Below are 24,963 nucleotides of genomic sequence, written 5' to 3' on the forward strand. Positions count from 1 at the left end.
TGCGCGGCGATCGCTCCGCGCCATCCGACGACCAGTGGCGGGCGCGTATTGGTGCTCGTGATCCTGGTTCCATCAAGGAGAATGACCTCATGTCCACCACAGAGCTTGCCAAGGGCTACGAGCCTGCTGGCGTGGAAGCGCGCTGGCGCGCCTTTTGGGAGGAGTCGCGCGCCTTTACTCCAGACGTGGAGCGCGCGTGCTCCGCGAAAGCATCCAATTATTCCATCGTCATCCCGCCGCCCAACGTCACGGGGGCCCTGCATATGGGCCATGCCCTCAATATCACGCTGCAGGACATCCTCTGCCGCCACATGCGTCAGCGAGGAAAAAACGTGCTCTGGATTCCCGGCACGGACCACGCCGGCATCGCCACGCAGAACGTGGTGGAGCGGCGTCTGCTCGCTGAAGGCGTGCGCCGCGAAGACCTGGGACGGGAGGAATTCGTGCGCCGGGTGTGGCAGTGGAAGGAGGAGTACGGCGGCCGTATCCTCAACCAGATCCGTCGCCTTGGCGCGAGCGTGGACTGGACGCGGGAGCGCTTCACCATGGACGAGGGGCTTTCCCAGGCCGTGCGCGAGGTCTTCGTGCGCCTCTACGAGGAAGGTCTGGTGTATCGAGGCAAATATTTGGTCAATTGGTGTCCGCGCTGCCATACCGCCCTGGCCGATGACGAAGTGGAATACGCGCCAGCCCGGTCCACCCTGTACCATCTCCGCTATCCCTTGGCTGAAGGCGACGGCTTTGTGACCATCGCCACGGTGCGGCCGGAGACCATGCTCGGCGACACGGCCGTGGCCGTGCACCCAGAGGATGAACGCTACCAGCACCTGATCGGCAAAAAGGTGCGCCTGCCGCTGGTGGACCGCCTGATCCCCATCATCGCCGACGCCTACGTGGACCCGGAATTCGGGACCGGGTGCCTCAAGGTCACACCAGGCCATGACATGAACGACTGGGAACTCGGCCGCAAGCACGGCCTGGAGATCGTGAGCGTCATCGACGATCATGGCCGCATGAACGCTAGTGTCCCTGAGGCCTATCAGGGGCTTTCCGCCCAGGAGTGCCGGGCGCGGGTGGTGGAAGACTTGCGGGCCATGGGCCTGGTGGCCGCCCAAGAGCCTTACGAAAACAAGGTGTCGCAATGCTATCGGTGCAAGACGGTCATTGAGCCGTACGTGTCCGAGCAATGGTTCGTGGCGGTGAAGCCGCTTGCCGCCAAGGCGCGGGCCGCGGTGGAAGACGGCCGCACCCAGATCTTTCCCGAGTCCTGGACCAAGACGTATTTCCATTGGCTGGACAATATTCGCGATTGGTGCATCTCGCGCCAATTGTGGTGGGGACACCGCATCCCGGTATGGACGTGCGCGGCGTGCGGCGAGGTCATCGTATCCCGGGAAGACCCCACGGCCTGCCGCTGCGGCAGCACGGACTTGCAGCAGGACGAGGACGTGCTCGACACCTGGTTCTCTTCGGCTTTGTGGCCGTTTTCCACCATGGGCTGGCCGGAGAAGACCCCGGAGCTTACCGCGTTCTACCCCACCTCCATTTTGGTCACTGGCTTTGACATCCTCTTTTTCTGGGTGGCGCGGATGATGATGATGGGACTGCACTTCATGAATGAAGTGCCGTTCCATGACGTCTATATCCATGCCTTGGTGCGCGATGAGCATGGCAAGAAGATGTCTAAGTCCACGGGCAATGTCATCGATCCCTTGGAGATGATCGACAAATACGGGTGCGACGCCCTGCGGTTCACCTTGGCGTCTTTTGCGGCCATGGGGCGTGACATCAAGCTTTCCGAAGCGCGCATCGAAGGCTACCGGCACTTCATCAATAAAATATGGAACGCCGCCCGGTTCACCTTGATGCATGTGGACGGGACGGAGCCAGAATTTGCCCCGGACAAGTCACTTTCTTTGCCGCATCGATGGATTTTGCATCGACTGGAGATACTCAAGAAAGAGTTTTGCGAGCATATCGATGCATACCGGTTCAATGATGCGGCCCAGAGCATCTACACGTTTATCTGGCATGAGTTCTGTGATTGGTACCTGGAGCTCATCAAGCCGGAGTTGCAATCCGACGACGCGCAAGTTCGCGGCATGGCCCGTTCCTGCCTGCGGCAGGTGCTTGCTGAGACCCTGATGGTGGCGCATCCGCTCATCCCCTTTGTCACCCAGGAGATCTGGAGCGCTCTGCCTGTGTTCGACATGGAAGACTTGGCCCTGCGTCCCTATCCCGAGGCTCGGCCGCAGTGTCTGGACTCAGAGGCGCAGGCGCAGATGACCCTGGTGCAAGGGGTGATTACTGCGGTGCGCACCATCCGGGCCGAGCTCGGCATTGCGCCGGCGGCCTGGCTTTCGGTGTTGGTGCGGGCTGAGGGCGCGGATGCGGCGCTCATTGAGGCGCAGGAGCGCGCCATCCAGACCTTGGCCCGGGTACGAGACGTGACCGTGGACGCCGCTGTGGTCCCGCCCAAGGTGTGCGCCTCGGCGGTGGTGGCGGGGTGTGAGGTCTTCGTGCCTTTGTCCGGGGTGGTGGACTTTGCCGCGGAAATCGCTCGTCTGACCAAGGAACTCGCCAAGCTGGAAAAAGAGCTCGCTGCCGTGACCAAGAAACTTGCCAACGCGGCGTTTCGGGCCAACGCCCCGGCAGAGGTGGTGGCCAAGGAAGAAGCCAAGGCCGCGGAATGGAGCGCCAAGCAGGAAGCCCTGCTGGCCATGCGGCAGCGTCTGGAAACTTTTGCCCAGGAGGAAGGCTGATGGCCAAGGCGTATCTCATCGGCGCGGGTCCAGGGGACCCGGGCCTGATTACGGTCAAGGGGCAGCGGCTGCTCGCCGAGGCGGACGTGGTCATCTACGACTATCTCGCCAGTCCCGAGCTCTTGGCCGTGTGCCGCGAGGATGCCGAGCGCATCTACGTGGGCAAGAAGGGCGGGGATCACACCCTGCCGCAGGAGGAGATCAATGCCCTCATCGTGGCCAAGGTGCGGGAAGGCAAGAACGTCGCCCGGCTGAAAGGCGGAGACCCGTACATTTTTGGCCGCGGCGCGGAAGAGGCGGAGGAGCTCTTGGCCGCAGGCCTTGAGTTCGAGGTGGTGCCTGGGGTGACGTCTGCCGTGGCGGGGCCTGCGTATGCGGGCATTCCGCTCACGCATCGCAAGTACGCCTCCTCGGTGTCCTTCATCACGGGGCACGAAGACCCCACCAAGCCGGATTCGGCCCACAACTGGCAGGCCTTGGCCACGGGGACCAGCACCCTATGCTTTTTCATGGGCGTCAAAAATTTGCCCTATATCACCGAACAGCTCATGAAGCATGGCATGCGTCCGGACATGCCGGCAGCCTTGGTGCGTTGGGGCACCACGCCGCGGCATCGCTCCTGGGTATCCACGGTGGCCAAGATCGCCGAAGTGGCGGCACGGGAGAAGATCCAAGCCCCATCCATGCTGGTGGTGGGGGAAGTCGTGCGCCTGCGGGACACCCTCAATTGGTTCGAGCGCCAGCCCTTGTTGGGCAAGGGGGTGGTCATCACCCGGGCGCGGGAGCAGGCCAGCGATCTCAAGGAGCAATTACAGCGGCAGGGGGCTTTTTGCCACGAGTTTCCCACCATCGCGGTGCGCCCGTGCTGGGATACCCCGCAGACCCGGGAGACCATCGCCCATCTGGCGGACTTTGGCTGGGTGGTGTTCACCTCGGTCAACGGCGTGCGCGCCTTTTGGGACGCCTTGGCTGCATGCGGCCGCGATAGCCGCGTCTTGGCAGGATGCCAGGTGGCGGCCATCGGTCCGGCCACGGCGCAGGAACTGACGCAGCGGGGGATTGTCCCGGATTTCGTGCCCGAGCGTTTTGTGGCGGAATCGGCCCTGGAAGGGCTTTTGGCCCGCGGCGCGGGCTCTGGGGCGGTGCTCATCCCCCGGGCGCGGGTGGCGCGGGACGTGCTTCCACAGGGCCTCTCTCAGGCCGGGGCGCGGGTGGAAGTGCTCCCCATGTACGAGACCCATTTGGCTGAGGCGGATGCGGCCTCCACGCTGGAACTCTTGCGCGAAGGCATGCTCCATTACGTGACCTTCACCAGCTCTTCCACGGTAGAGAACTTTTTCGCTCTCCTGGCGCCGGAAGTGCTGCGGCCGTTCGTGGATCAAGGCTTGCGGCTGGCGTGTATCGGGCCGGTGACCGCGGCCACCTTGGAGCGGTTTGGATTTTCCGCCCATGTGCAGCCGCGCGACTACACCATCCCGGCCCTGGTGCAGGCATTGCTGGAGGACGCCGCGTGAGGCTCGGGGTTTTGGTTTCCGGCTCCGGCTCCAACCTGCAGGCCATCCTCGACCGGGTGCAGGCAGGCCATGTGCCCGGGACCACGGTGGCATTGGTGCTTGCCAACGACCCGGCGGCATACGGATTGACGCGGGCGCGGAACGCCGGAGTGCCCACGGCCTGTGTGGACCACCGCGGATTTTCCTCGCGGCAGGACTTTGATGCGGAGCTGGTGCGTCGCCTGGTGGACGCTGGCGTGGATACCGTGGCCCTGGCCGGGTTTATGCGCATCCTCACTCCGGTCTTTTTGGAGGCCTTTGCGGGTCGGGTGCTCAATATCCATCCTGCCATCCTGCCGGCCTTTCCTGGGGTCCACGCCCAAGGCCAGCAGGCGGACTACGGCGTGCGCCTGGCGGGGTGCACGGTGCATTTCGTGGATGAACACATGGACCACGGCCCCATCATCATTCAGGCCGCAGTACCGGCCACCCCGCAGGATACGGCCCAGAGCCTTGGGGAGCGGATCCTGGCCTTGGAGCATCGTATTTATCCGCAAGCATTGGCCTGGCTGGCTTCGGGCCGCATCACGGTGCGTGGCCGCCAGGTGGAGGTCGCCGGGGCAGACTACGCTGGAGGCGGGCGGTACTGGACGGTTCCGGCCTTGGAGCCGCCCTTTGACGAGCAATTGCGCGCAGTGCCGTGACCTCTTCGGCGTGGCGCGGCCTATGCGGTGACGGAGGAATGCCATGGGATTTCATCTGCAAATCACGGATGCGGAAAAGGCGGCGTGTAAGGCGTTGGCGCGCCATGCCATTGCCCAGCGGCTGGGGCGGGACGCACCCCGGCCCGACACCAGTTCGCCGCTTTTTTCCCAACACTACGGGGCATTTGTGACCTTGAAGCGCCATGGCCAATTGCGTGGCTGCATCGGCAACGTGAGCGCCGCAGGCCCCCTGGCCGAGACCATCGAACGCATGGCCCAGGCCGCGGCCTTCGAGGACCCGCGCTTTGCGCCGGTGGAGGCCGCGGAATGGGAGTCTTTGGAGATCGAAATCTCCATCCTCGGGCCCGTCACCCTGTGCCCGGATCCCAACTTGGTGGAAGTGGGGCGCCACGGTCTCATCGTGCGCCGAGGTTTCCATTCGGGATTGCTTCTGCCGCAGGTGGCGGTGGAATGGGGGTGGGACCGGGAGACCTTTTTGGATCACACCTGCCTCAAGGCCGGGCTTCCGCGCGGGTGCTGGAAAAAGCCGAAAGTGGAGCTCTGGTGGTTCGAGGCCGTGGTCTTTTGACCGTGTCGGTGCCTCTGGCCGAGAAAGTCGCGCCCGCTGTCATGGCGGGCGCGCTGTTTTGGGGAAGGCCGGGGGGTGCTTTAGTGCGTGGCGGCAGGCTTTTTCCAGATGATCCCTGCTTGCCGGCCCGTGGTGGGGGCGCGCCGGTAGGAGAAGAAGAGAGGTGAGGAGGCGGTGCAGAGATCAATGCTGAAGATCTGCCGTCCCGGGACGCCGGCGGCCATGAGCTGGTCGCGGGTGAGCTGCCAGAGGTTGACCCGGCAGGTGGCAGGATCGAAATAGCGGCGGAACATAGGGTCCCATTCCTTTTCGAAGTGGACGAATTCGCTGGCCCCGGGCCCAAGGCTTGGGCCGCGTACGGCCAGGACCTCGCTGGGGTCGAGGCCGTAGGTGCTGCAAAAGGCGCGCACCCCGTGCAGGGGAAAGGCCGCGACGTTCCCCCGCCAGCCGCAGTGCAGGGCGGCGAGGAAGCGGCCTTGGGTGTCGGTCATCAGGATGGGCTGGCAGTCTGCGGTCTTGATGACCAGGGCCACGCCCTCCTCGTCGGTCATGAGCCCGTCGGCTTCGCGGCTGCTCCCGGTTTCCGTGGCGTCCGTGCCGTCATCGGACACAACGGCGATGCCGTGTACCTGCCGGAGCTCCTGCCAGCGGGAAAAGCCCAAGGCATGGCGCAGCGCCCAGCGGTTGGCGCGTACACTTTGGGCGTCGTCGCCCACGTCGAACGAGAGATTGGCCTCGGCATAGGGCGAACGGCTTACTCCTCCACGGCAGGTGGTGAAGGCGACGCCGATGTGGGGCAGTCCTGGGAAGTGGAAGTCGAGGAAGACTGGGGGCATGGGAAGATCTCCACGGTGCGGGTGGGGGTGAGGATGCAGCGCACGGGCTGATCCCAGGGTTCTGTGGGAAGAAGATCCACAAGCTGAAAGTCATAGGCAAGGCCCATGCTGCAGACTTGAGGATGCGCGGCCAGGTAGCGATCGTAAAAGCCGCCGCCGTAGCCCAGACGAAAGCCCCGAATATCGAAGGCCAGTCCAGGGACCAGCACCCAGTCCGGGACATCGGAGGCTGGCGCGGCGCGGCCGGGGTCTGGCTCGAGGATGCCGAAGCTCCCGGGGACGAGGTCTTCGGCGGCAGTCACATGAAACCAGTCCATGGCCCCGGGGCATTGGGCGCGGCAGCGGGGGGCGAGGACCTGGACGCCACGCTGCCAGAGGGCGTGGATGATGGGCCAGGTGTCCAGCTCGCCGCGAAACGGGATGTACACGGCGACTGCGCCCGGCAGGGGCTGCGCGAGGAGGCGTGTGCACAGATCCCTGCCCGCCTGGTGGCGCTCGGCTTCGGAAAGGGCGAGGCGCCGTGCGTGCATGGCGTGGCGTATCTGGGTGCGCAGGCTTGCGTTTTCCGGACCGGACATGCAAAGATCCTCAAAAATTCGTCGTGCGGACTCCGGATAGGAAGACAGCCTTCCCCTGTCCAGTGCGAGCCGCTGTGGAGGATGCATGGAAAAGCTTTGGTGGATTGTGGTCGGCGACGTGCATGAAAATCTGGCCGTGGTGGATGCCATCCCGGAATTGGATCAGGCGGCGGCGGTCATCATCAGCGGGGATTTGACCAACATGGGCGGCAAGGAAGCCGGCCGCCGGGTGTTGGACGCCTTCTTGCGTCGGAACCCCCATGTCTTGGCGCAGATCGGCAATATGGACACCGCCCAGGTGGCTACCGAGCTCGACAGCCGGGGGATCAACATCCACCGCCAGGTACGGGAGCTTGCCCCGGGCGTGGGGCTTGCGGCGGTGGGGTACTCTACCCGCACTCCGTTTGGCACTCCCTCGGAGGTGGATGAAGCGACCATGGCGGCGTGGGCCCGGGAAGCCCTGGAAGCCGCGGCAGCGCGTTTTGCCCACGTACTCTTCGTGGTCCACACCCCGCCGCATGCCACGGTCACCGATCGTCTTGCCAGTGGAGTTTCGGTGGGCAGCCCCGGGGTGCGCGCCGCCATCGAGGCCTTTGCCCCGGAGGTGGTGGTAACCGGCCATATCCACGAGGGCCGAGGAGAAGACTGGATTGGTCCCAGCCATATCCTCAACCCCGGTGCCTTTGGCCAGGGCGGCTACGTGCGGGTATGGCTTACCCCAGAGGGGCTTCGGGCCTCCTTGGGACAGGCAGGGAGGCGGCCATGAACCTCAAGTTTTATTCCTGGAACGTCAATGGCTTTCGCTCCGTCATCACCAAGGGATTTTGGGACTGGTTCGCCCAAGCGGACGCGGACGTGGTCTTTTTGCAAGAGGTCAAGGCCGATCCAACGCAGGTGCTCGATGCTGAACGACAGGTTTCCGGCTACCAATGCATTTGGAATGCCGCAGCCCGGAAGGGGTATTCGGGGACTGCGTGCTATACCCGCATGGAACCGCAAGCGGTGCGTTTGGACCTGCCTGACCCCAGGTTTCGCGACGAAGGGCGTCTCATCGAGTTGGAGTTTCCCTGGTTCACGCTTTTCGGGGTGTACTTTCCCAACGGCCAGATGAGTCCGGAACGCCTGCAGTACAAACTCGACTACTACGATGCCTTCTTGGCGTACGTCGAGGAGGTGCGGGCGAAAAAGCCGGTCATCGTCTGCGGGGACTTCAATACCGCGCACCAGGAGATCGATCTCAAGAACCCCAAACAAAACGAGAACCGTTCCGGGTTTTTGCCCGTGGAGCGCGCCTGGATCGATCGCTTCATCGCCCACGGTTACGTGGACACCTTCCGCGCCCTGCATCCTGATGCCCGCGACGCCTATTCCTGGTGGAGCTTCCGTTTCGGTGCCCGTCGTCGCAACGCAGGGTGGCGTATCGACTATTTCTTCGTGTCCGAAGAACTGATGCCCATGGTGCGCCGTGCCTGGATCGAGCCGGAGGTCATGGGTTCGGACCATTGTCCGGTGGGCCTGGAGGTCGAGGTGTCATGAGCGCGTCGCGGATGCCGGATTCCCCCATGGAGGGCACGGCGCGCAAACGGGCCATCATCCGCGCTGCCCAGCGTCTCTTTGCGCGGCATGGCTACGCGAGGACCACCATCCGCATGATCTCCCGCGAGGCGCAGGTGGCCTTTGGCCTGGTGGCCCATCATTTCGGCAATAAGGAAAACGTCTTTCTTGCCGCCGGGGCCGCGCTCATCGACGAGGTGCTTGCCTTCATCCGCGCGCGCTCGCCTGAAGTTGCCACCGGCGCCAAGGCGCTGGAGTGCTTTGTGGGACTGTACTTCACGTTTACCCAAGAGCACCGCGACATCTTCCCCACGCTCATCCGCTGCTCTCCCTTTAGTGACGACAACCCAGGGCTTGATCGCCAGCGCATTGGCCGCAAGTTTCAGGAGCTCATCGCCGAGATCGAGTCCTTGGTGCGCCGGGGGCAGGCCGATGGGAGCCTGATGGTGGATGCCGATCCCCACGCCATGGCGCTTTTCGTGTACGCGGCCATGGTGGGGGCGGTGCGTACCGTGTTCTTGGCCGGGTTTGCCGACGCCACCTTTTTTGACGCGGCCCGAAGTTTCATCCTGCGCGCCGCCGGTGCTCGTGAGGACATCTGATATGGGCCGGCGCCGTCGTACGTCGCAAAAGGCTGGCAAACCTCGCCCCAGCAAAGCGCCCTCCCAGCCGTGGGTCCCGCATGCGGCCCCGTGGAGCGCTGTGGGCCGTGACCTCGACCCCGAGGCCGTGGCCCAGATGGAGGCGGCCTGCACGCTGCCCGTGGCGGTGCGGGGCGCGCTTCTGCCCGATGCCCACGTGGGGTACGGGCTTCCCATCGGCGGGGTGCTGGCGGTGCGCGGGGCGGTGATCCCCTATGGCGTGGGGATGGATATCGCCTGCCGCATGCGTCTCTCGGTGCTGGACTATCCGGTGGCGGCTGTGGAGCAGGAGCAGGAACGGTTGGCGGGTATTCTGCTCCAGTACACCCGCTTTGGCGTAGGTGCGCACATGGATCCGCCGCTGGTGCATCCGGTGATGGACCGGGACTGGAACGTGTCTGCAGTCACGCGACAGCACAAGGACCTGGCCTGGCGGCAGCTCGGCACCAGCGGTGCGGGCAACCATTTTGTGGAATGGGGGGTGGTGGAGCTCGCCGAGCCTCTGGGTCCGTTGGCGCCAGGTCGGTATCTGGGGCTCTTGTCCCATAGCGGCAGCCGCGGCGTGGGCGGCGAGGTGGCGCGGTTCTATTCGGCCCTTGCCCGCAGCCTGCACCCGGAACTCCCGGGGCATGTGGCCCAGCTCGCCTGGCTGGATCTCATGCGCGAGGAGGGGCAGGAATATTGGGCGGCCATGGAACTCATGGGCCATTACAGCGCCGCCAACCACGAACTCATCCACCAGCGGGTGGCCGCGGCTTTGGGGGCGCAGGCCGTTTTTGTGGTGGAAAATCACCACAACTTCGCTTGGAGGGAAGACGTGGACGCAGAACGCCTGGTGGTGCACCGCAAAGGGGCGACCCCGGCGCGGCCAGGAATGCTCGGCGTCATCCCCGGGACCATGATCCATCCGGCATACGTGGTGGAGGGCTTGGGTGCACGGCAGACGCTGTACTCCGCGTCCCATGGCGCAGGACGCTCTTTGGGCCGCAAGGAGGCCCTGCGTCGGTTTTCGCGCCGACAGCTGGACGACGTGGTCCGCCGGGCCGGGGTGCTGCTCCTTGGTGGGGGCGTGGACGAGATCCCGCTGGCCTATAAGGATATCCAGGAGGTTATGGCCGTGCAGCAGGATGTGGTCCGCGTCCGGGCAGTGTTTTTTCCGCGCATTGTGCGCATGGCATGACACCGGTATTTCCGGCAAACGCGGGCGAAAAAAGTTGTTGACAGCTGGAGGGCATATCCCTAAAGACCGACTTCGCGCTGCGGGGCACTGCTCCAAAGCCACAGCGGGGTCGTAGTTAAGACGGTTATAACGCCGGCCTGTCACGCCGGAGGCCGTGGGTTCGAGTCCCATCGGCCCCGCCACTGGAAGATAACGGTTCAGAGGTTCTCTGGACCGTTTTTTTATGGCGTTTCCGTGCTGCCGGGTGGTTCGGGGCTGCAGCAATGGCCAGGGCGGCGCAACCGGTGGTCGTTACGTGGGGGAAGTTGTGGCCGCATGTGTTTCCGGCGGCTCATGGTGGCAGTCCTCGCGCACCAGTTCCACGCGGTCCCGCCCCAACGCCTTGGCCCGGTAGAGGGCTTCGTCGGCCCGGCGCAGCAGACGGTCCTGGGTATCGTCAGGGCGCAGACGGGCAATGCCCATACTCACGGTGATGACCGTGTGGGGATCCAGGATACGCGCCGTACGCATGGCCTCACCCAAGCGCTCGGCCACATGCAGGGCCTCGTTTTCTGTGGTGTGCGGCAGCAGCACGAGGAATTCTTCTCCTCCCATACGCACCGCCAAGTCTTCCTTACGGCAGGAATTTTTGAGGAGAGTGGCGAAATGCTGGAGTACGCGGTCGCCAGCCTCGTGCCCAAAGGAGTCGTTGATCTTTTTGAAGTGGTCCAAATCCGCCATGAGCACACACAGCGGGGAATTGTGGCGGCGGGCCAAAGAGATTGCTTCGTCGAAACGCTCGAGAAAATACCGGCGGTTGGCCAAACCGGTGAGGGGATCGGTGCGGCTCAAGACTTCGATGTGCGCTTTGGCCTCTTCCAGTTCGCGGTTTTTCTTGGCGAGATCGCGGCCAATGTTCACCAACTCGTTGGTGAGGGAAGTCATGGTCTGAAGAATGGCCTCGTTGGCCGTGCCGATGCGTTCGGCCAGGAGCACCGTGCCGTCGGTATAGTGCCAGCACATCATTTTGAAGAGATACATGGAGCCTCGAAGTTTGACCACCTGGGGCAGCGGTGCGCCGTTTACCATTTCAGCCAAGGACTCGAACTGCTCGCCCAGGGGGGTGATGAAGATCTCCGTCACCAGGGTGCCAATGGGACGTTCGTCCTTGTGGAGCAGGCGCATGAGGGCGAGGTTGCATGCCTTGACTGTGCCTTCGCGGTCGGCGTGGATGAGCACCACGGCGTCCGAATGTTCGAGGAATTGCTGCAACATCGGCAGCCACGGCGGTGTGGGTTCGTTCATGGCTCCCTCTTGGAACGCAAGAGTTCTAGGGCCACGTCTCGGGCCGCACTGCAGGAGGGGGCAAAGGCATCGGCACCGAGCGTGTGGGCGATTTCCGGGTCATGGAGCAAGGCCTGTCCGCCGACGAGGATGCGGATGCACGCGGTTTCCGGGTCCCGGCGCAGGTCAGCGATGGTGCGATGGGCTGCCTCCAGGTTGAAGGGCATGGCCACGGAAAGGCACAGCAAATCGGGTTGGGTGCGGCGCACGAATTCTTCCAAGTCCTGGCGAGGCGTGTTCGCCCCGAGGTAGTGGACGTTCCAGCCATCGCTCTCCAGCGCCATGGCCACCATCCAGGCGCCGATTTCGTGAAATTCGTTGGCGGCGGCGCTGACCACTGCTGTGCCCCGGCGAAGCTCTGGAGGAGCGAAACTTGCGGCCGGGATGCTTGCCAGGATGCGGGCGACGATGGCTGAGGCCAGGTGTTCCTGGGCCACGGTGATGGTGCCGTTTTCCCAGTGCGCGCCCACGGTGTAGAGGGCAGGCTGGAGCACTTGGATAAAGAACTCCAGCATGGAGTCGGCATCGTGCACCCATTGGCGGACGTAGCTCAGACAGGCCACCACATCCCCGGCCATGATGGCCCGGGTAAAATCGGCGCAGGTGGGCTTCCATTTCGGGTCTTCGGGTTCCGGTGTGGGGCTGGGCCGTTGGGACTCCGCGATGGTTGTCTCGTGCCGGTCGAGCATCCATTGGTACACGGCGAGAATGCCGTCCACCGGAGGCGGCAGGATACGGCTGATGGCGTTTATCCAGGTTTCCAACTCCACCCGGAAATACGCGTAGGCGACGCCCTGGTTGTGGTAGGCGCGATACACCCACGGGAGGGTTTTGCGCAGGAGCACGAAATTGCCCAAACGCAAGACCGTGGCCATGAAGGCGGCATGGTTGCGATGATTGGCGGCGATGGTTTCTCTGGGGCAATCATGCAGGAGATCCATCAGGTCGGTTCGTGCAAAGAGAGCGGTATTGACGGCTTCCACCAAGGCGCTCGTATGCTGGGCATAATTTTCGGCCTGTTCTTGAGGCACCGGCGCGGGCAATGGATCTTGGGGCGCACACATAGTAGAGACCTCCGTAAGGGAACTCTACTCCAATGCATGGAGAGAGCAAGAGGAAACCGACACATTGCCAGCCCTGGCCATCTCTTCCGAACGCCTGCGTTGGGGTGCATTGGCCGTGAGAGGAACATGGCCTTAAGGCATGGGGCAGCGTGGCGAGGCATCTTCCTTGGGCCGTAAAACCGCGATGGGCTCGCGGATGCCCAAGACCTGGGCAAATTGGAAACGTTCGATGGCTGCTTGCGAGATGGTTTGACCTTTGCGCATGAGGGTTTGCCCTTGAGCGGTGACCACCGGCTCGGCGAGCACCATGCCTGCGCGAAGCTCGGCGATGGGAAGCCGCTCTACCTGCTGGCCTGCTTGAGCCACGAGATACCATTGGAGCGCACCAACGATGCGGGGATCATATATTTCAGGATGCTGGCGCATGTGCTCCACTATGTGTTCTTCGTGGCCGCGGTTGGCGGCATCGGTGTAGTCCAAGGCCACTTTGAGGATGCGCGCTCCCAAACAGGGATTTTTTTCCAGCGGCGCTTCTTGGTCCGCCACCATCTCGGAGATCTCTTCCAGGCGGGGGAGGTTGCGGAGCACATTGGCGGCAATGGCCGGGTGCATGAGGAAGATTTGCTCTTCCTCCGGGGACAAGGTTTCTCCGGCCAAGCGGCGCTCCAAGATGTCCTGAGGCAGGGACAGACAGCCGATTTGGCTGAGCATGGCCGCAAGTTCGTACTTCCAGAGCGCTTCTGCGCCGAGGAATTTGGCCATGGCCACGATCAGCGCCTTGGCGCGTTCCCCCCGTCCATAAGCCGTAGGATTGGCCAACTCCAAGAGCTCGGACATGATCTGCACGCAGCCGCGCAGCGTGCCGTGGAGGAGCTGCTTTTCTGCCACCAGGAGCCGGTGCTGTTCCAGGGCGTCGGTGAGGGCGCGCGTGAGGGCGTCCGGGGGGCAGGGCTTGAGGAGAAAGCGGAATACGGCCCCACGGTTCACGGCTTTCATGGCGTTGTCGATGTCCGCGTAGCCGGTGAGCATGATGCGTACCGTCTGTGGCCAGCGGTTTTTGACCACCTCCAGGAGTTCGGCGCCGCTCATGTTGGGCATGCGCATGTCCGCCACGACGACGGCAAATTCTGCGGCTTCGAGTTTTTTGAGGGCGGACTTTGGCCCTTCGGCGGTGTCTATGTCGAATTTGCCGCGCAGGTTGCGCTGGAAGGTGTCGAGAACGAACTTTTCGTCGTCCACAAATAAAATCCGTTCGGGCATGGGGATACTCCGTTCGCTTGAAAGAGGTCCTGCGTGAGGCCGGCGGACAGTCCCTCGAGGGGCCGCCGATTATGGCGTGCGGGCCCTTCAAGGGGCGGCATCTTCTTCCGGCTCTGGGGGCCGCGGCAGGAAGATGGTAAATCGGGCCCCTTTGCCTGGGGAGCTGGTGCAGCGGAGCTCGCCGTTGTGGCCTTGGGCGATGATGCGCTGGGCGATGAAGAGTCCCTGGCCGGTACCTTCCCCCACAGGCTTGGTGGTGAAAAAGGGTTCGAAGATGCGCTGCCGCACGGCTTCGTCCATGCCAGGGCCGTTGTCTTCGATATGGATCTCCACGCCGCCGGGCACGGTTTGGGTTGCCACGCGGATGCGACCTGGAGTTTCTTGGTTGGGTGAGGCCGCGATGGCCTGCGCGGCGTTGACGATAATGTTGACAAGGACTTGCGTGATTTCTTGCGGGGCACAGGACACGGGGGGAAGCGATGGATCGAGGTCGGTGGTGAGCTCGGCCACGTATTTCCAGCTATTGCGCGTGAGCACCGTGGCGTGCTCGATCAGTGCATTGAGATCGGTGCGTTGATGCTCTCTGCCCGGGTGCGAGAAGCGGCGCATGGAATCCACGATATGGGTGATACGCTTGAGTCCTTCGTCCATCTGCGCCAGGACCGTGGGCATTTCTTTAAGAAAGGCAAGAACATCTTCCGGCGGTTGCGGGACGGTGCGGACCCATTCGTCAATGGCGGTGCAGGCATCCCGGAGATACCACAGGTTGCCTTGAATATACTGGATGGGCGAGCTGATTTCGTGGGCGATGCCTGCGGCCAGCTGTCCAATGGCCTCCAGTTTCTGGTTTTGGAGCATCTGGGTCTCGAGGATCTTGCGTTCGCTGATATCGACGATGATCCCTTCGAGGCGGCTTTTTTCTCCTTCCGGATCATGGAGTATCTGGGCGCTCACCAGACCATGAAAATGACTCCCATCGCGGCGTCGGAAAAGGATTTCCTTGTGCTGGACCGATCCGTTGGTGCGTAACGCTTCGAGGAGGGCTGCGCGGTCTTCAGGGCGGGCATAGAGTTGGGTCGCGATGTCCTGCACTTCGGCGAGCATGGCTTGCGCGCTTGGGTAGCCGAAGATCCGGGCCATGCTGGGGTTGACCGTGAGCAGTCGGCCGTCCGGGGTAGACTGGAAGATGGCCTCGAAGGCATTGTTCACTATCGCCGCGTACTTGTGTTCGACCATCTCCATGGTGGCTTTGAACCGTTCCAGTTGGGTGACGTCCCGGAGCACGCAGAGGTGCCCGCGTCGCTCTCCTGGTGCACCGGTGATCGCCGTGCGGGTGACGATGAAGCATCCAGGGATAGCCGGAAAAGAGGTGGGAGCGGTTTGGGGATGGCTAGGCAGAGGCAGCAAGCACCAAGAGCACCCCAAGAGTTCGGCGCATGGTCTGCCGAGAATATCCTGCAATGGCAGGCGCAAAAGGCGACTCATGGCCACATTGGCCCAGCGCACCCGGCCTTCGGCGTCGGTCTCGAAGATCACATCCGGGATGGCATCGAAGATGCGTTCGAGGTCCGTCTTGGTGGCGGCAAGCCCTTTTTCCGGGGCATGGGCTTTGGGGGACGTGTTCATGGCATGAAAAAGCCGCCCGGGGGGCGGCGTGGAAAGAGTTTTTTAGGCCGGCCAGCCAGGGGATGCGAGGCACCCTCCGCTGGCGGTCACCAGGAAGCAGGCGCATCCCGGAAGACTTGCGATCAGGCGCAGGGCCTCGCGTGGCGGCATGAGGGAAAGGGCCGTGGCCAGACCGTCCGCCTGCATGACGGTGGGCGCGATCACCGAGACACTGCGCACATGCTGGGGAGAGCGGCCGGAGCGCGGGTCCAGCAGGTGGTGGGTCGTGGCCCCCACCGGGTGCTCGTAGCCTCCGGAGGTGGCCACCGCGCCGTCGCGCAGGGGGATGGTGGTGGGGTACTGGCCGCGTTTCTCCGGATCCTCGATGGCCACCACCCAAGGCCGGCCGGAGGCATGTCCCTCTGGGGAGCCTTGGGCCCGGATATCGCCGCCGGCGTCCACGAGGAAGTGGGCGATGCCGTGCGCGCGCAGGGTTTGGGCCGCCGCGTCGGCGATATAGCCTTTGGCCACGCCGTCCAGGGTGATGGCCATGTCTTGAGCGAGCGCAAGATGGCCGCCTGCCATGCGGATTCGTCCACTGTCCACAAGGGCCAAGGCCTCTCGGAGGTCTGCGGGGTCGGGGTTTGCCTGGGTGCGCTCCAAGAGGTCGAGGACCGGGGCGATGGTCATATCAAAGCGCCCGGCCGTGGCCTTATGGAGCTCGAGACCATATTCCATGACGGTCTGGAGTTCCCCAGGAATGTCGTGCAGCTGTCCGTGGGCGTTGAGCGCCGAAAGGGGGGTGCGGGGATTGTAGCGGCTCAGTATCCCATCGAGACGGTTGATGGTGGCGAATGCCGCATCCATCGCTTCCTGGGCCTGGTGGGCTGAAGGGGCGACCGCAGTGATGCCCACGATGGTTCCGAGCAGGAGGCGCTCCTCCTGGAGCGATGGCAGTCCTGCCGCAGCACAAGGCAGCGCGCGCAGTATTGGTGCTCCAGCCGTGGCCGCAGTGCAGGCCGCAAGGAGCTGGAGGGCTTGGCGACGATTCATGGTGCGCATGGTGCTTCTCCTACGCGTTGAGGTCCACCACGTGGGTTTCTTCCGGAATATGGGCGGGTTCGGTCTCCGGGGGGGCGGAGACGGTCTCGGGCTGGAGGCAACGCAAAATCGAGCGGGGGCACGTGGTCACGCAGATCTCTTCACAGGAGGGACCGTAGGCCAGGCAGGCTTTGTGGTCGATGACGATGCGGTTGTCCTCGATGGCGATGGCCTTGGCCGGACACTTTTTCACACAGGCCCCGCAGCTGATGCACCCTGCCTCGCACACATCCTTGACGGCCTTGCCCTTGTCCTTGGAGGAGCAAAAGACCATGACCCGCGCCCGGCGGGGGATGAGTTCCAAGATGCCGTTGGGGCAGGTGCGCACGCAGGTGCCGCAACTGGTGCATTTGGCAGGGGAAATGTGCACCAGGTGGTCTTCGATCCACATGGCGTCGAAGGGGCAGGCGCGCACGCAGTCCCCAAAGCCGATGCAGGAGTACCGGCAGGCATCAGGGCCACCGTCGAGCAGTTTCGCCCCGGCACAGGTGGTGGCGCCGGCGTAATCGTACTTGTGGGCCACCTTGCCTTCCACTTTGACGCAGCGGCGGAAGGCCACCATAGGCTCCACTTCTCCGGCGGCCTTGCCGGTGAGTTCCGCCACCCGCTTGGCCACGTCCGGACCTCCGGCGCAGCAGCGGTTGGGGGGGACGTTGGGATCGTTGAGCACTGCCGTAGCATAGGCCTCGCACCCGGCGAAGCCGCACCCACCGCAATTGGCCCCAGGCAGGGCCTCGGTGACCACCTCAATGCGAGGGTCTTCTTCCACGGCCAAAAGCCGCGAGGCCACCGAAAGGATACTGGCGGAGACAAAGCCCAGGCCGAACAAGGTGACGACGGATTCAGCAATCATGCGATGCTCCTGGGGTTAGGCGATCATACCTTTGAAGGCCAAGAAGGCGAGGGACATGATCCCCGCCATGACCAGACCACTGGGCACGCCCTGCATGGAGCGCGGCAGACGTGTCACCACAAAGCGCTCCCGAATGCCGGCCATGAGCACAATGGCCAAAAGGAAGCCCAGAGATGCGGCGATGGAGTAGAGAAAGGACGTCCAGAGGTCGAACTCTTTGCGCTGCACCAAGATGGCCACACCGAGCACTGCACAGTTGGTGGTGATGAGCGGGAGATAGATCCCCAAGCTCTTGTAGAGAGGAGGAACCATCTTTTTGAGGAACATCTCCACGAACTGGACGAGTGCTGCAATCACCAGAATGAAGATGATTGTCTGGAGATATCCCAGTTGGAACGGGTTCATGATGTACTTTTGGATGAGGAAGGTAATGACGGTCGCCAGCACAATGACGAAGAGTACGGCTGCACCCATGCCGATAGCGACGCTCTTTTCCTTGGAGCATCCAAGATACGGGCAATTGCCCAAATACTGCGCCAAGAGGATATTGTTGACGAAGATGGCGGAGATGAAGAGCAGAAAGATGTCCATACGATGCTCCTTGCCTTAGGCCTTGGCGCCCAAGCGTTCCAAGCGTTTTTGGGCGGCGATCTCGTCCATTTTCTTACATGCCATGCAGCCTTTGCATCCGGCATCGAGATTGGGATCCACCTCTAAGCCTTTGCGTTTGGCCTGCCAGATGGTGAGGAAATTCATGCCTGCCAGGATGAGTCCGAGGCAGACAAAGGCGCCGGGTGCCTGCACCATGAAAGTGAAGGGGTCAAAGCTCGGCCCGAACACGTGGTGACCAAACCAGGTGCCTGCGCCGAAGATTTCCCGCAGGCTGCCGAGAAAGGTGAGCGACAGGGTGAAGCCGATGCCCATGCCCAATCCATCGGCCAGGGCCAGATGGGGCGGGTTCTTGGCGGCAAAGGCCTCGGCGCGGCCGAGGATGATGCAGTTGACCACGATGAGCGGCACGAAGATGCCGAGCTGTTGGTAGAGGGGGTAGGCAAAGGCCTGCATGAGCATCTCCACGGCCACCACCAGGGAAGCGGCGATGGCAATGAAGCAGGCGATACGCACCTTTTTGGGGATGATGGAGCGCACGAGGGAAATCAGCACATTGGAGAGGGCAAGCACAAAGATGACCGCCGCGCCCATGCCGAGGCCGTTTTCGGCGCTGGTGGTCACCGCCAGGGTGGGGCACAGGCCGAGCACCAGGCGAAAGGGCGGAATTTCTTTCCAGAGACCTTTGGTGAATTCGGAGGTTATGGAGCCCATAGCGTACTTCCTATTGCCAGGTGGTTTTGATGGAATCTTTGAGCGCAGCGTACCAGCCGGCGACCTGTTTGACGGCTTCCGTGGCCCCGATGGACGAGTAGGTAGCGCCGGAAATGGCGTCGATGTCTCCACCTTCTTTTTTGAGCTTGGCCTTTTCGAGGAGCCGCCCTTTGAACTGCTTGGTAAAGCTGGGCTCAGCCACTCGGGAGCCGATGCCCGGGGTTTCCTTGTGGGTGGTGATGCTGATGCCCACGACTTTGTCGGTCGTGGTGTCGATACCGACGATGACATTGACGTCACCACCATACCCCTTGCCTGCACCTTCCATGGCGATGGCCTGCAGCTTCCCGTTTTTCATGACCGGGAACACCAAGAGTTCCTCGTTGGGACCGCCGCCGGGCTTGGCGAATTTTTTCCGGTCAGCGATGGGATCGTTGGCGGCATCGAAGAAGACTTGCTGGATGGCGGGTTTTTGTACGTAAGTGAGAACCTGCTCTTCAATGATGGGCGAGGTCCACACCTTGAGGCCCGAAAGGACAAATCCCGCCAGGCCGGTGATTGCCGACAGCACGACGATCATGCGGACAATTTCCATCATGGCGTCTACCTCCCGCCAAAGGGCTTGGGTTGGATGAGGTCAAGGAGCGGGGTGCAGAGATTGGCCAGGAGCACCGCAAAGGGCGTCCCATCCGGGTAGATGCCATACACCCGGATGAGGATGGTGAGCGCGCCCGCCATGAGGCCAAAAAGTATCATGGGAATGCGAAACACCGGTGAGGCCGAGGGATAGGGGAGGAGAAAAAAGGCGGTGAATATCGTGGTGCCGGCAAGGAGATGGAAGAGGGGCGCGGCATAGAGCTGGGGATCGATGAGCCAATAGATGAGGGCAGTGCCGAACACCCCGGCGAGGTACGAGATCGGGATGTACCAGCGGATCTGCCCCATGCAGAGAAGTGCCACGCCTGCCGCCAGCACCAAGCCTGTCTGGGAGGCGCCGAGGGCACCGAGATTTTGGCCGAAAACGAGGCTGGAAAGAGAGATGCCCGAGATGGCCTCCACCCCGAAATATTTCAGCTCACTGAGCGGCTCCACCAGGTCCCAGCGCAGCAGCATGCCGTTGAGATCCATATACCCAGGCCAGGAGACGGTGAGCACACACCAGCCCACCGCCGGGGCGCATACCGGGCTGCCGCCAAAACCCCCAAAGACCATGCGGCCGAGGATGATGGTCACTGCGCTGCCCACCACCACCAGCCACCACGGGGCGGTGGCGGGCAGCAGAAAGGCCAGGAGGATGCCGTCGGCCAGGGCGGTAAAGTCATGGGCCGACGGAGACTGATCCATGAGGCGCTGGATGAGGGCTTCGGTGATGACCGCGGTCAGTCCGGCCAAGGCCAGGACCGTCACGGCATCGTAGCCGAAGCGGAAGACACCCAGAAGGGCTGCAGGCACCAAGGCCACAAGCAGCCGATACATGTCGCCGGTCACGGTCCTGCCCGAGTGCCAGAAGGGCGGCGCCGTGACGGTATGCAGAGAAGGGGATTGCTGGCTGACCATGCGCTGTTCCTCGCTGGAGTTGCTATTCGTCCTGCAGCCTGCAGGTGGCCACAAAGGCGTCCTGTTCTTCCAATTTGTGCTTGGCCAGGCGGATATACTGGAGCACTGGCCGGTTGGCTGGGCACACATAGGTGCACAGGCCGCACTCCAAGCACGCCGCAATATGTCGAGGCCGGGTTTCTTCAAAGAGGGCGAACTCGGCATAGCGGGAAAGCATGCCCGGCTGGATACGCGCGGGGCACACGAGGACACATTCTCCGCAATTGATGCACGGATTGGAGCCTACCTGGGGGTAGCGTCCTGGGGGAACGATGGTGATGGCCGTGCAGTTCTCCGGCATACCGATATCCAGCGAACTGATGGCTTCGCCGGTCATGGGGCCGCCCAAGGCCACCGTGGCCCCGGCCGGGACCTGCACGCCGAGGGCTGCGAGCACCTCCGCGATGGGCATGCCCGTGGGGACGCGCACGGCATGGCCTTCCACGGTGAGCACTGCTTCGGTGAGCGGCAGGCCCGTGGTGGCCACGCGTCCCACCCGGTACAGATCTGCCACCGAGATGACGTCCGTGGCCTCGGGATTTTCCGAGCCCGTGGCGGTCACGGCAGCAAGGGCGTCCAGGGTGAAGGGATAGTCCGGATCCGTTTCCACCACATGGGCACCGTGGAGGCCATACCCCGAGCCGCGGGCGACCACGAGGTGGACATTGCCCGGGCGGATGGCCCGCTCCAGCAGGTTGATGCCTGCATCCAAGGTGGCGCGCTCGTCCCGCAAGAGCTGTTCGCTCACAAAGACCCCGGGTTCGGGGTTGAGACCATTGACCACCAAGGTCCGGGAGGGGTGGAACCGGAAAGTGTCGATGCCCATCTCCCGAAGCCAACGCACCAGGGCTTCGTCGGCAAGGCTTTTGGGGTCTGCACGCCCTGGCCGCTCCGGCGCAGGGGATTCTTTGCCTTCGGCCGGGGCAGGAATGGGTCCAAGGACGATGGCATCCGGCAGAATGTCCTCCACCATGCCGTCGATGGTGGCATGGACGAAACCCACGCCGAAGGGGCCAGAAGACGTCGTTTCGGCGAGGACCTGTCCCTTGCCCACCACTTGCTTTTTCTTCACCACGGGTGAGTGTCCTGGGGCCAGGGCGATGCGCACCCGCTGGGGATCGGGGAGGCTCCGGATGCTGTCCGAAAGGGAAGCTGCAGTACTGAGTTTCTTCATGCCGTCCTACCTGGTATGACAACGTTTGCAGGACTTATCGCCAAAGGGGCCTTTGCCCGCCTGTTCATGGCATTGCATGCACTGCCCATGAAAGGACTCCATGCGCGCCGGCATGGGGATGGCGTCGGATTCGTAATGGCACGAGGCGCACGGGGGCTGCTTGGCCTCGCTCGTTCCTGGCAGGAAGTTGTGGCACGAGGCGCATCCTGCCATTTTTTGACCATACATGTCCTCATGACAGGACTGGCAGCGGGTGTGCACGGCATCCCGCAGGGCCGGCGTGGCGCCATCCGCCGCAGGACCATGGCAGTTTTTGCAGGCTTGCGGCTCGGCCTCGATGTCCGGGCTATGGTGACAGTCGGTACATGCAGCGGCATAGCTTTGGGCATGGGTGTCGTGGTCGTACTTGATGGTCCCCATCTCTGCATGGTGGCACTTGGTGCAGCTTTCTTTGGGTAGCGTGCGCTGGTGCTCGGCAGAGAAGGTGGTGTTGAATTCCGTGGCATGACAGCTGCCGCACGGCAGGGGATCTTTTTGGGTGACCGTCATGTCATGGTGACATGCCGCGCAATCTTTACCCATGGTTTTGACGTAATCGATGTGGCGCGAGTGGGTAAAGACAACAGATCCACCTTTATTTTCCAGCCGTAAGCGGACTGGAATTTCGTTGGATGGTGCCTGACGGGCAAAATTGCCCACAAGAACGAGGACAAAAACGCCGCATACAATGCTGATGGGAAGATAGCGCTTGTTCAAAGCTGTGTCCTTGTGTTCCGGTTTGACAAAAAAATGGACTTTTGCCTTCCGAAATTCATTTTTTCCGCAAAAAATACAAACCTTCAAAAGAAGGTTGCAGGTCGTCTATCCAAGAAGGAATTGGATGTAAAGGGGGTTTTTGAAAAAAAATGAGGGATGCCTTGGAAGGGGGAGGCGAGAAGTCGATTATCGTTTGGTTTTTTGCAAGAGGAGCTGTGCCGACCCTCGAGGACCGGCACAGGCGGTTTAGTTCATGAGCACCCACTGCCCATAGGCATTGCGGCAGGCCTTGGTATGGATGGTTTCTGGTCGGCCGGAGGCGTCCTGGCCGGTGAGGGTGAAATCGCGGCAGATATCGTTGTTGGGAGCGGTGTAGGCCGGGGCAGGGGTCATTTGGTAGGCGCGACCGGTATCCGGGTTGACCCAGGACGTGGCCTGGCCGGAAGGCGAGCGCTCCAGGGCCGTGGAGATCTGCTGCCGGTCGTACTTATCCAGCTCATTGCCCACGATGTAGCCAAGGAGCGTCCCCACGGCAGCGCCGATGAGGGCGTTTTGGCCGCGTTTGTTCTTGGGGCCCAATTGGCCGCCTACGGCAGCACCGCCCAGGCCGCCGATGACCGCCCCGGTTTGTCCTTTGGTGGCGCAGCCCGAGGGCAGGGCGAGCACGGCTGCCATGAAGAGTATTCCCAGTGTCTTGTGCATGATGACCTCCATGTTCGGGTGACAGACGGGCCGATTGCTAAACTGCGGCGTCCTGGTTGGCAACGGCCCGGGGGAAGGCCAGGATAAAGGTCGCCCCTGCGCCGGGTTCGCTGTCCACGCAAATGCTGCCGCCGAGAAGCCGTATAATCCCCGAGGCGACCCCGAGCCCTATCCCGCTGCCGCCGTGCTCGCGGTTGAGTTCCATGTTCGCTTGGGTGAAGGGGACAAAGATGGTGTCGAGCAGATGCGGGTCGATGCCTGGGCCGGTGTCGTGCACGGCGATGTACCATCCGGTGCCGTGGGTCCAGGACTCGAGGCGTACCGTGCCGCGGGGCGTGAACTTGATGGCGTTGTTGACCACATGGAGCAGGGCCTTGCGCACCAGGGTGGCGTCGCACTCCACATGGGTTGCCCCGGCGTGGGGCGGGGCTTCCCAGGAGAGCCCCCTGCTTCGGGCTTGAGGCTCGGCGATTTGGATGATGGGCGAAAGGATGGTCATGACCGGGTGGACGGCTGGGGATGGTTGGATGGCCGTTCCTTCCAGCGCTGCCAGATCAAGGATGTCGTTGAGCAGGGTGAGTAGTGCCCGGGCCGCATTCTGGGCCGCCTCGGTCATGGGTTTTTGTTTGGCCGGGGAATCCAGGTGCGGCAAGATTTGCAGCGCCCCCAGGATGTGGCCGAGGGGGGTGCGCAGTTCGTGGCTCATGACGGCCAGAAAGCGCGCCTTGGACCGGGCCGCGGCCTCTGCAGCCTCTTTGGCGTGGATGAGGTCTGCCTCCAGGCGCTTCTGGGCCGAGATGTCGATGAGCGCCTCCACGAGCACGTGCTTGCCCGCCAGGGTGGCAGGGACCGCGGCCTTGAGCACCGGCACGCTGCGTCCGGTGAAGGTGGTAATCGCGAGGTCAGAAGGTTGCGGCGGGATTCCGTCAAGGATGGGGCAGAACGGGGTGGCGCACTGGGTGCAGATGGTTTTTTTGCAGTCGTGGCCGATGACCTGGTCGGCCGTGGCTTCGAGCATCTCCAGGAGCTTGGGGTTGGCGGAGCGCACGGTGCGCTCTGTGGCATCCACCACAGCAACGCCCACAGGAAGGTTGTCGAGGATGGTGCGCAGGGAGGCCTCTTGCTCGGCCAGGGTGGTGTGCGCCTCCTGAAGGGCCGTGAGGTGGTCGCGGTACATGCCGCGCACCGTGAATCCCACCGGCACGGCCAGGGCGAGAAACGCCGTGGCAACACCCAGGGTGATGAGCAGATGCCGGGTGGTGAATGCCTCGATACGGGAGATATCGATGTCCGCGCAGGCCAAATAGGGCTGGCCGCCGGGGCTTACTTCCGTGCGGCAAAAGGAGCGAAACCGCCCCCACTCGTCGCGGTATTCGTGGGTTGCGTTGCTGCGCTGGGCCAAGGCCTGGGTGAATGCCTCGGGAATTTCCTGGTAGGGATAGAAATACCAGGACAGGCGTTCCTTGGCCTCTTCTTCGGACACGCTCGGGGCGGTAAAGACGTATTCGCCGCTCTCTGTGCGGATCACCGTGTACACCCAAGTCAGGCCCAAGGCCTCCTTGAGGGCATTGAATTTGCGCCGGTTCTCCAGTTCTTCTTCCAAAGAGATGCTGGTCGGGGTGCGGGCGCGGTCATGGAAATCCGGGGCCAAGAGGTCCTTGAGGGTGCTGGTGGCAGCCAGGAGTTTTTGGTCCAGCTGCTTGGTAAAATTTTCTGTTTCCAGAGAATACCACGCCCAGGAGAGCGCAGAGACAATGGCGGCGTAACCAACGAAAATAATCAGGAGCCGGAAGACGGCGCGGCGGGTGGGGGACATACGACCTCCTGATGGCGTGGAAATCGGCATCGGCAATACCTCAAAAAAAATAT

General features: G+C 62.8%; 24 protein-coding genes and 1 tRNA gene. 9 read left to right on the top strand and 16 right to left on the bottom strand.

Going from position 1 to position 24,963, the window contains the following annotated elements; genetic code table 11:
- Positions 1-89: 89 nt before the first annotated feature.
- From QMF81_RS05380 to amrA, 4 genes are read left to right on the top strand one after another with little or no spacing between them, the layout of a single operon-like run.
- Complete coding sequence (locus tag QMF81_RS05380) at positions 90-2,762, top strand: valine--tRNA ligase (RefSeq protein ID WP_281752758.1); 2,673 nt, start codon at positions 90-92, stop codon at positions 2,760-2,762.
- A complete protein-coding gene (gene cobA, locus QMF81_RS05385; protein ID WP_281752760.1) occupies positions 2,762-4,276 on the top strand; it encodes a uroporphyrinogen-III C-methyltransferase in 1,515 nt (504 codons plus the stop codon). Before QMF81_RS05380 ends, cobA begins: the two co-directional genes overlap by 1 nt.
- Positions 4,273-4,959 (top strand): phosphoribosylglycinamide formyltransferase, encoded by a 687-nt coding sequence (purN, locus tag QMF81_RS05390; protein ID WP_281752762.1) that lies wholly within the window; start codon positions 4,273-4,275, stop codon positions 4,957-4,959. Before cobA ends, purN begins: the two co-directional genes overlap by 4 nt.
- Positions 4,960-5,002: 43 nt before the next feature.
- Entirely contained in the window at positions 5,003-5,548 is a 546-nt protein-coding gene (gene amrA, locus QMF81_RS05395) for an AmmeMemoRadiSam system protein A (RefSeq protein WP_281752763.1), read from the top strand.
- Positions 5,549-5,628: 80 nt separating this feature from the next.
- On the opposite strand, the gene QMF81_RS05400 is transcribed toward amrA, so the two are convergent.
- Complete coding sequence (locus tag QMF81_RS05400; RefSeq protein ID WP_281752764.1) at positions 5,629-6,384, bottom strand: polyphenol oxidase family protein; 756 nt, start codon at positions 6,382-6,384, stop codon at positions 5,629-5,631.
- A complete protein-coding gene (locus tag QMF81_RS05405) occupies positions 6,303-6,962 on the bottom strand; it encodes a 5-formyltetrahydrofolate cyclo-ligase (RefSeq protein WP_281752765.1) in 660 nt (219 codons plus the stop codon). Before QMF81_RS05405 ends, QMF81_RS05400 begins: the two co-directional genes overlap by 82 nt.
- A gap of 85 nt (positions 6,963-7,047) precedes the next feature.
- Here QMF81_RS05405 and QMF81_RS05410 point away from each other — a divergent pair, with 85 nt between their 5' ends.
- From QMF81_RS05410 to QMF81_RS05430, 5 genes are all read left to right on the top strand, one after another.
- Entirely contained in the window at positions 7,048-7,728 is a 681-nt protein-coding gene (locus QMF81_RS05410) for a metallophosphoesterase family protein (protein WP_281752766.1), read from the top strand.
- A complete protein-coding gene (locus QMF81_RS05415; RefSeq protein WP_281752768.1) occupies positions 7,725-8,498 on the top strand; it encodes an exodeoxyribonuclease III in 774 nt (257 codons plus the stop codon). The genes QMF81_RS05410 and QMF81_RS05415 overlap by 4 nt, the downstream gene beginning before the upstream one ends.
- On the top strand, positions 8,495-9,118 hold the full coding sequence (locus QMF81_RS05420; protein WP_281752770.1) for a TetR/AcrR family transcriptional regulator: 624 nt from the start codon (positions 8,495-8,497) through the stop codon (positions 9,116-9,118). Before QMF81_RS05415 ends, QMF81_RS05420 begins: the two co-directional genes overlap by 4 nt.
- 100 nt (positions 9,119-9,218) lie before the next feature.
- The gene (locus tag QMF81_RS05425; RefSeq protein ID WP_281752772.1) at positions 9,219-10,337 is read left to right on the top strand and encodes an RtcB family protein; all 1,119 of its coding nucleotides are present in this window, start codon (positions 9,219-9,221) and stop codon (positions 10,335-10,337) included.
- A 105-nt stretch (positions 10,338-10,442) separates the two neighbouring features.
- Positions 10,443-10,519 (top strand) — tRNA-Asp (locus tag QMF81_RS05430).
- 109 nt (positions 10,520-10,628) lie between these two features.
- Here QMF81_RS05430 and QMF81_RS05435 read toward each other — a convergent pair.
- From QMF81_RS05435 to QMF81_RS05500, 14 genes are all read right to left on the bottom strand, one after another.
- The gene (locus QMF81_RS05435; RefSeq protein WP_281752774.1) at positions 10,629-11,621 is read right to left on the bottom strand and encodes a GGDEF domain-containing protein; all 993 of its coding nucleotides are present in this window, start codon (positions 11,619-11,621) and stop codon (positions 10,629-10,631) included.
- A complete protein-coding gene (locus tag QMF81_RS05440) occupies positions 11,618-12,724 on the bottom strand; it encodes a cobalamin-dependent protein (RefSeq protein WP_281752775.1) in 1,107 nt (368 codons plus the stop codon). The genes QMF81_RS05435 and QMF81_RS05440 overlap by 4 nt, the downstream gene beginning before the upstream one ends.
- Positions 12,725-12,856: 132 nt before the next feature.
- Positions 12,857-13,984 (bottom strand): HD domain-containing phosphohydrolase, encoded by a 1,128-nt coding sequence (locus tag QMF81_RS05445; protein WP_281752777.1) that lies wholly within the window; start codon positions 13,982-13,984, stop codon positions 12,857-12,859.
- A gap of 87 nt (positions 13,985-14,071) precedes the next feature.
- Positions 14,072-15,610, bottom strand: a complete 1,539-nt coding sequence (locus QMF81_RS05450) for an ATP-binding protein (RefSeq protein ID WP_281752780.1) — start codon at positions 15,608-15,610, stop codon at positions 14,072-14,074.
- A gap of 42 nt (positions 15,611-15,652) precedes the next feature.
- The gene (locus QMF81_RS05455) at positions 15,653-16,651 is read right to left on the bottom strand and encodes an FAD:protein FMN transferase (RefSeq protein ID WP_281752782.1); all 999 of its coding nucleotides are present in this window, start codon (positions 16,649-16,651) and stop codon (positions 15,653-15,655) included.
- Between the two features lie 10 nt (positions 16,652-16,661).
- On the bottom strand, positions 16,662-17,543 hold the full coding sequence (gene rnfB, locus QMF81_RS05460) for an RnfABCDGE type electron transport complex subunit B (RefSeq protein WP_281752784.1): 882 nt from the start codon (positions 17,541-17,543) through the stop codon (positions 16,662-16,664).
- Between the two features lie 15 nt (positions 17,544-17,558).
- Positions 17,559-18,134, bottom strand: coding sequence for an RnfABCDGE type electron transport complex subunit A (locus tag QMF81_RS05465; protein ID WP_281752785.1), 576 nt, complete (start codon positions 18,132-18,134; stop codon positions 17,559-17,561).
- 15 nt (positions 18,135-18,149) lie between these two features.
- Positions 18,150-18,866, bottom strand: a complete 717-nt coding sequence (locus QMF81_RS05470) for an electron transport complex subunit E (RefSeq protein WP_281752787.1) — start codon at positions 18,864-18,866, stop codon at positions 18,150-18,152.
- Positions 18,867-18,876: 10 nt separating this feature from the next.
- Positions 18,877-19,464, bottom strand: coding sequence for an RnfABCDGE type electron transport complex subunit G (rnfG, locus tag QMF81_RS05475; RefSeq protein WP_281752789.1), 588 nt, complete (start codon positions 19,462-19,464; stop codon positions 18,877-18,879).
- Between the two features lie 5 nt (positions 19,465-19,469).
- On the bottom strand, positions 19,470-20,423 hold the full coding sequence (locus QMF81_RS05480; RefSeq protein WP_281752791.1) for an RnfABCDGE type electron transport complex subunit D: 954 nt from the start codon (positions 20,421-20,423) through the stop codon (positions 19,470-19,472).
- A 22-nt stretch (positions 20,424-20,445) separates the two neighbouring features.
- Positions 20,446-21,636 carry a 4Fe-4S dicluster domain-containing protein gene (locus QMF81_RS05485; protein WP_281752793.1) on the bottom strand — a complete coding sequence of 397 codons (1,191 nt, stop codon included), beginning with the start codon at positions 21,634-21,636 and terminating at the stop codon, positions 20,446-20,448.
- A 6-nt stretch (positions 21,637-21,642) separates the two neighbouring features.
- Entirely contained in the window at positions 21,643-22,392 is a 750-nt protein-coding gene (locus QMF81_RS05490) for a cytochrome c3 family protein (protein ID WP_281752794.1), read from the bottom strand.
- A 246-nt stretch (positions 22,393-22,638) separates the two neighbouring features.
- On the bottom strand, positions 22,639-23,094 hold the full coding sequence (locus QMF81_RS05495) for an RT0821/Lpp0805 family surface protein (protein ID WP_281752796.1): 456 nt from the start codon (positions 23,092-23,094) through the stop codon (positions 22,639-22,641).
- Positions 23,095-23,131: 37 nt separating this feature from the next.
- Positions 23,132-24,910 (bottom strand): ATP-binding protein, encoded by a 1,779-nt coding sequence (locus QMF81_RS05500; RefSeq protein WP_281752798.1) that lies wholly within the window; start codon positions 24,908-24,910, stop codon positions 23,132-23,134.
- Between the last annotated feature and the right edge of the window lie 53 nt (positions 24,911-24,963).

The sequence above is a fragment of the Thermodesulfomicrobium sp. WS genome, assembly GCF_027925145.1.
Classification (GTDB): domain Bacteria; phylum Desulfobacterota; class Desulfovibrionia; order Desulfovibrionales; family Desulfomicrobiaceae; genus Thermodesulfomicrobium.

Coding starts and splice junctions, on each gene's coding strand:
- amrA (WP_281752763.1), top strand. CDS start 5,003: ATGGGATTTCATCTGCAAATCACGGATGCGGAAAAGGCGGCGTGTAAG.
- rnfB (WP_281752784.1), bottom strand. CDS start 17,543: ATGATTGCTGAATCCGTCGTCACCTTGTTCGGCCTGGGCTTTGTCTCC.
- QMF81_RS05480 (WP_281752791.1), bottom strand. CDS start 20,423: ATGGTCAGCCAGCAATCCCCTTCTCTGCATACCGTCACGGCGCCGCCC.
- QMF81_RS05440 (WP_281752775.1), bottom strand. CDS start 12,724: ATGTGTGCGCCCCAAGATCCATTGCCCGCGCCGGTGCCTCAAGAACAG.
- QMF81_RS05485 (WP_281752793.1), bottom strand. CDS start 21,636: ATGAAGAAACTCAGTACTGCAGCTTCCCTTTCGGACAGCATCCGGAGC.
- QMF81_RS05415 (WP_281752768.1), top strand. CDS start 7,725: ATGAACCTCAAGTTTTATTCCTGGAACGTCAATGGCTTTCGCTCCGTC.
- QMF81_RS05380 (WP_281752758.1), top strand. CDS start 90: ATGTCCACCACAGAGCTTGCCAAGGGCTACGAGCCTGCTGGCGTGGAA.
- QMF81_RS05470 (WP_281752787.1), bottom strand. CDS start 18,866: ATGGGCTCCATAACCTCCGAATTCACCAAAGGTCTCTGGAAAGAAATT.
- QMF81_RS05410 (WP_281752766.1), top strand. CDS start 7,048: ATGGAAAAGCTTTGGTGGATTGTGGTCGGCGACGTGCATGAAAATCTG.
- rnfG (WP_281752789.1), bottom strand. CDS start 19,464: ATGATGGAAATTGTCCGCATGATCGTCGTGCTGTCGGCAATCACCGGC.
- QMF81_RS05420 (WP_281752770.1), top strand. CDS start 8,495: ATGAGCGCGTCGCGGATGCCGGATTCCCCCATGGAGGGCACGGCGCGC.
- QMF81_RS05400 (WP_281752764.1), bottom strand. CDS start 6,384: ATGCCCCCAGTCTTCCTCGACTTCCACTTCCCAGGACTGCCCCACATC.
- QMF81_RS05465 (WP_281752785.1), bottom strand. CDS start 18,134: ATGGACATCTTTCTGCTCTTCATCTCCGCCATCTTCGTCAACAATATC.
- QMF81_RS05495 (WP_281752796.1), bottom strand. CDS start 23,094: ATGCACAAGACACTGGGAATACTCTTCATGGCAGCCGTGCTCGCCCTG.
- QMF81_RS05435 (WP_281752774.1), bottom strand. CDS start 11,621: ATGAACGAACCCACACCGCCGTGGCTGCCGATGTTGCAGCAATTCCTC.
- QMF81_RS05450 (WP_281752780.1), bottom strand. CDS start 15,610: ATGAACACGTCCCCCAAAGCCCATGCCCCGGAAAAAGGGCTTGCCGCC.
- QMF81_RS05405 (WP_281752765.1), bottom strand. CDS start 6,962: ATGTCCGGTCCGGAAAACGCAAGCCTGCGCACCCAGATACGCCACGCC.
- QMF81_RS05455 (WP_281752782.1), bottom strand. CDS start 16,651: ATGCGCACCATGAATCGTCGCCAAGCCCTCCAGCTCCTTGCGGCCTGC.
- QMF81_RS05500 (WP_281752798.1), bottom strand. CDS start 24,910: ATGTCCCCCACCCGCCGCGCCGTCTTCCGGCTCCTGATTATTTTCGTT.
- cobA (WP_281752760.1), top strand. CDS start 2,762: ATGGCCAAGGCGTATCTCATCGGCGCGGGTCCAGGGGACCCGGGCCTG.
- QMF81_RS05445 (WP_281752777.1), bottom strand. CDS start 13,984: ATGCCCGAACGGATTTTATTTGTGGACGACGAAAAGTTCGTTCTCGAC.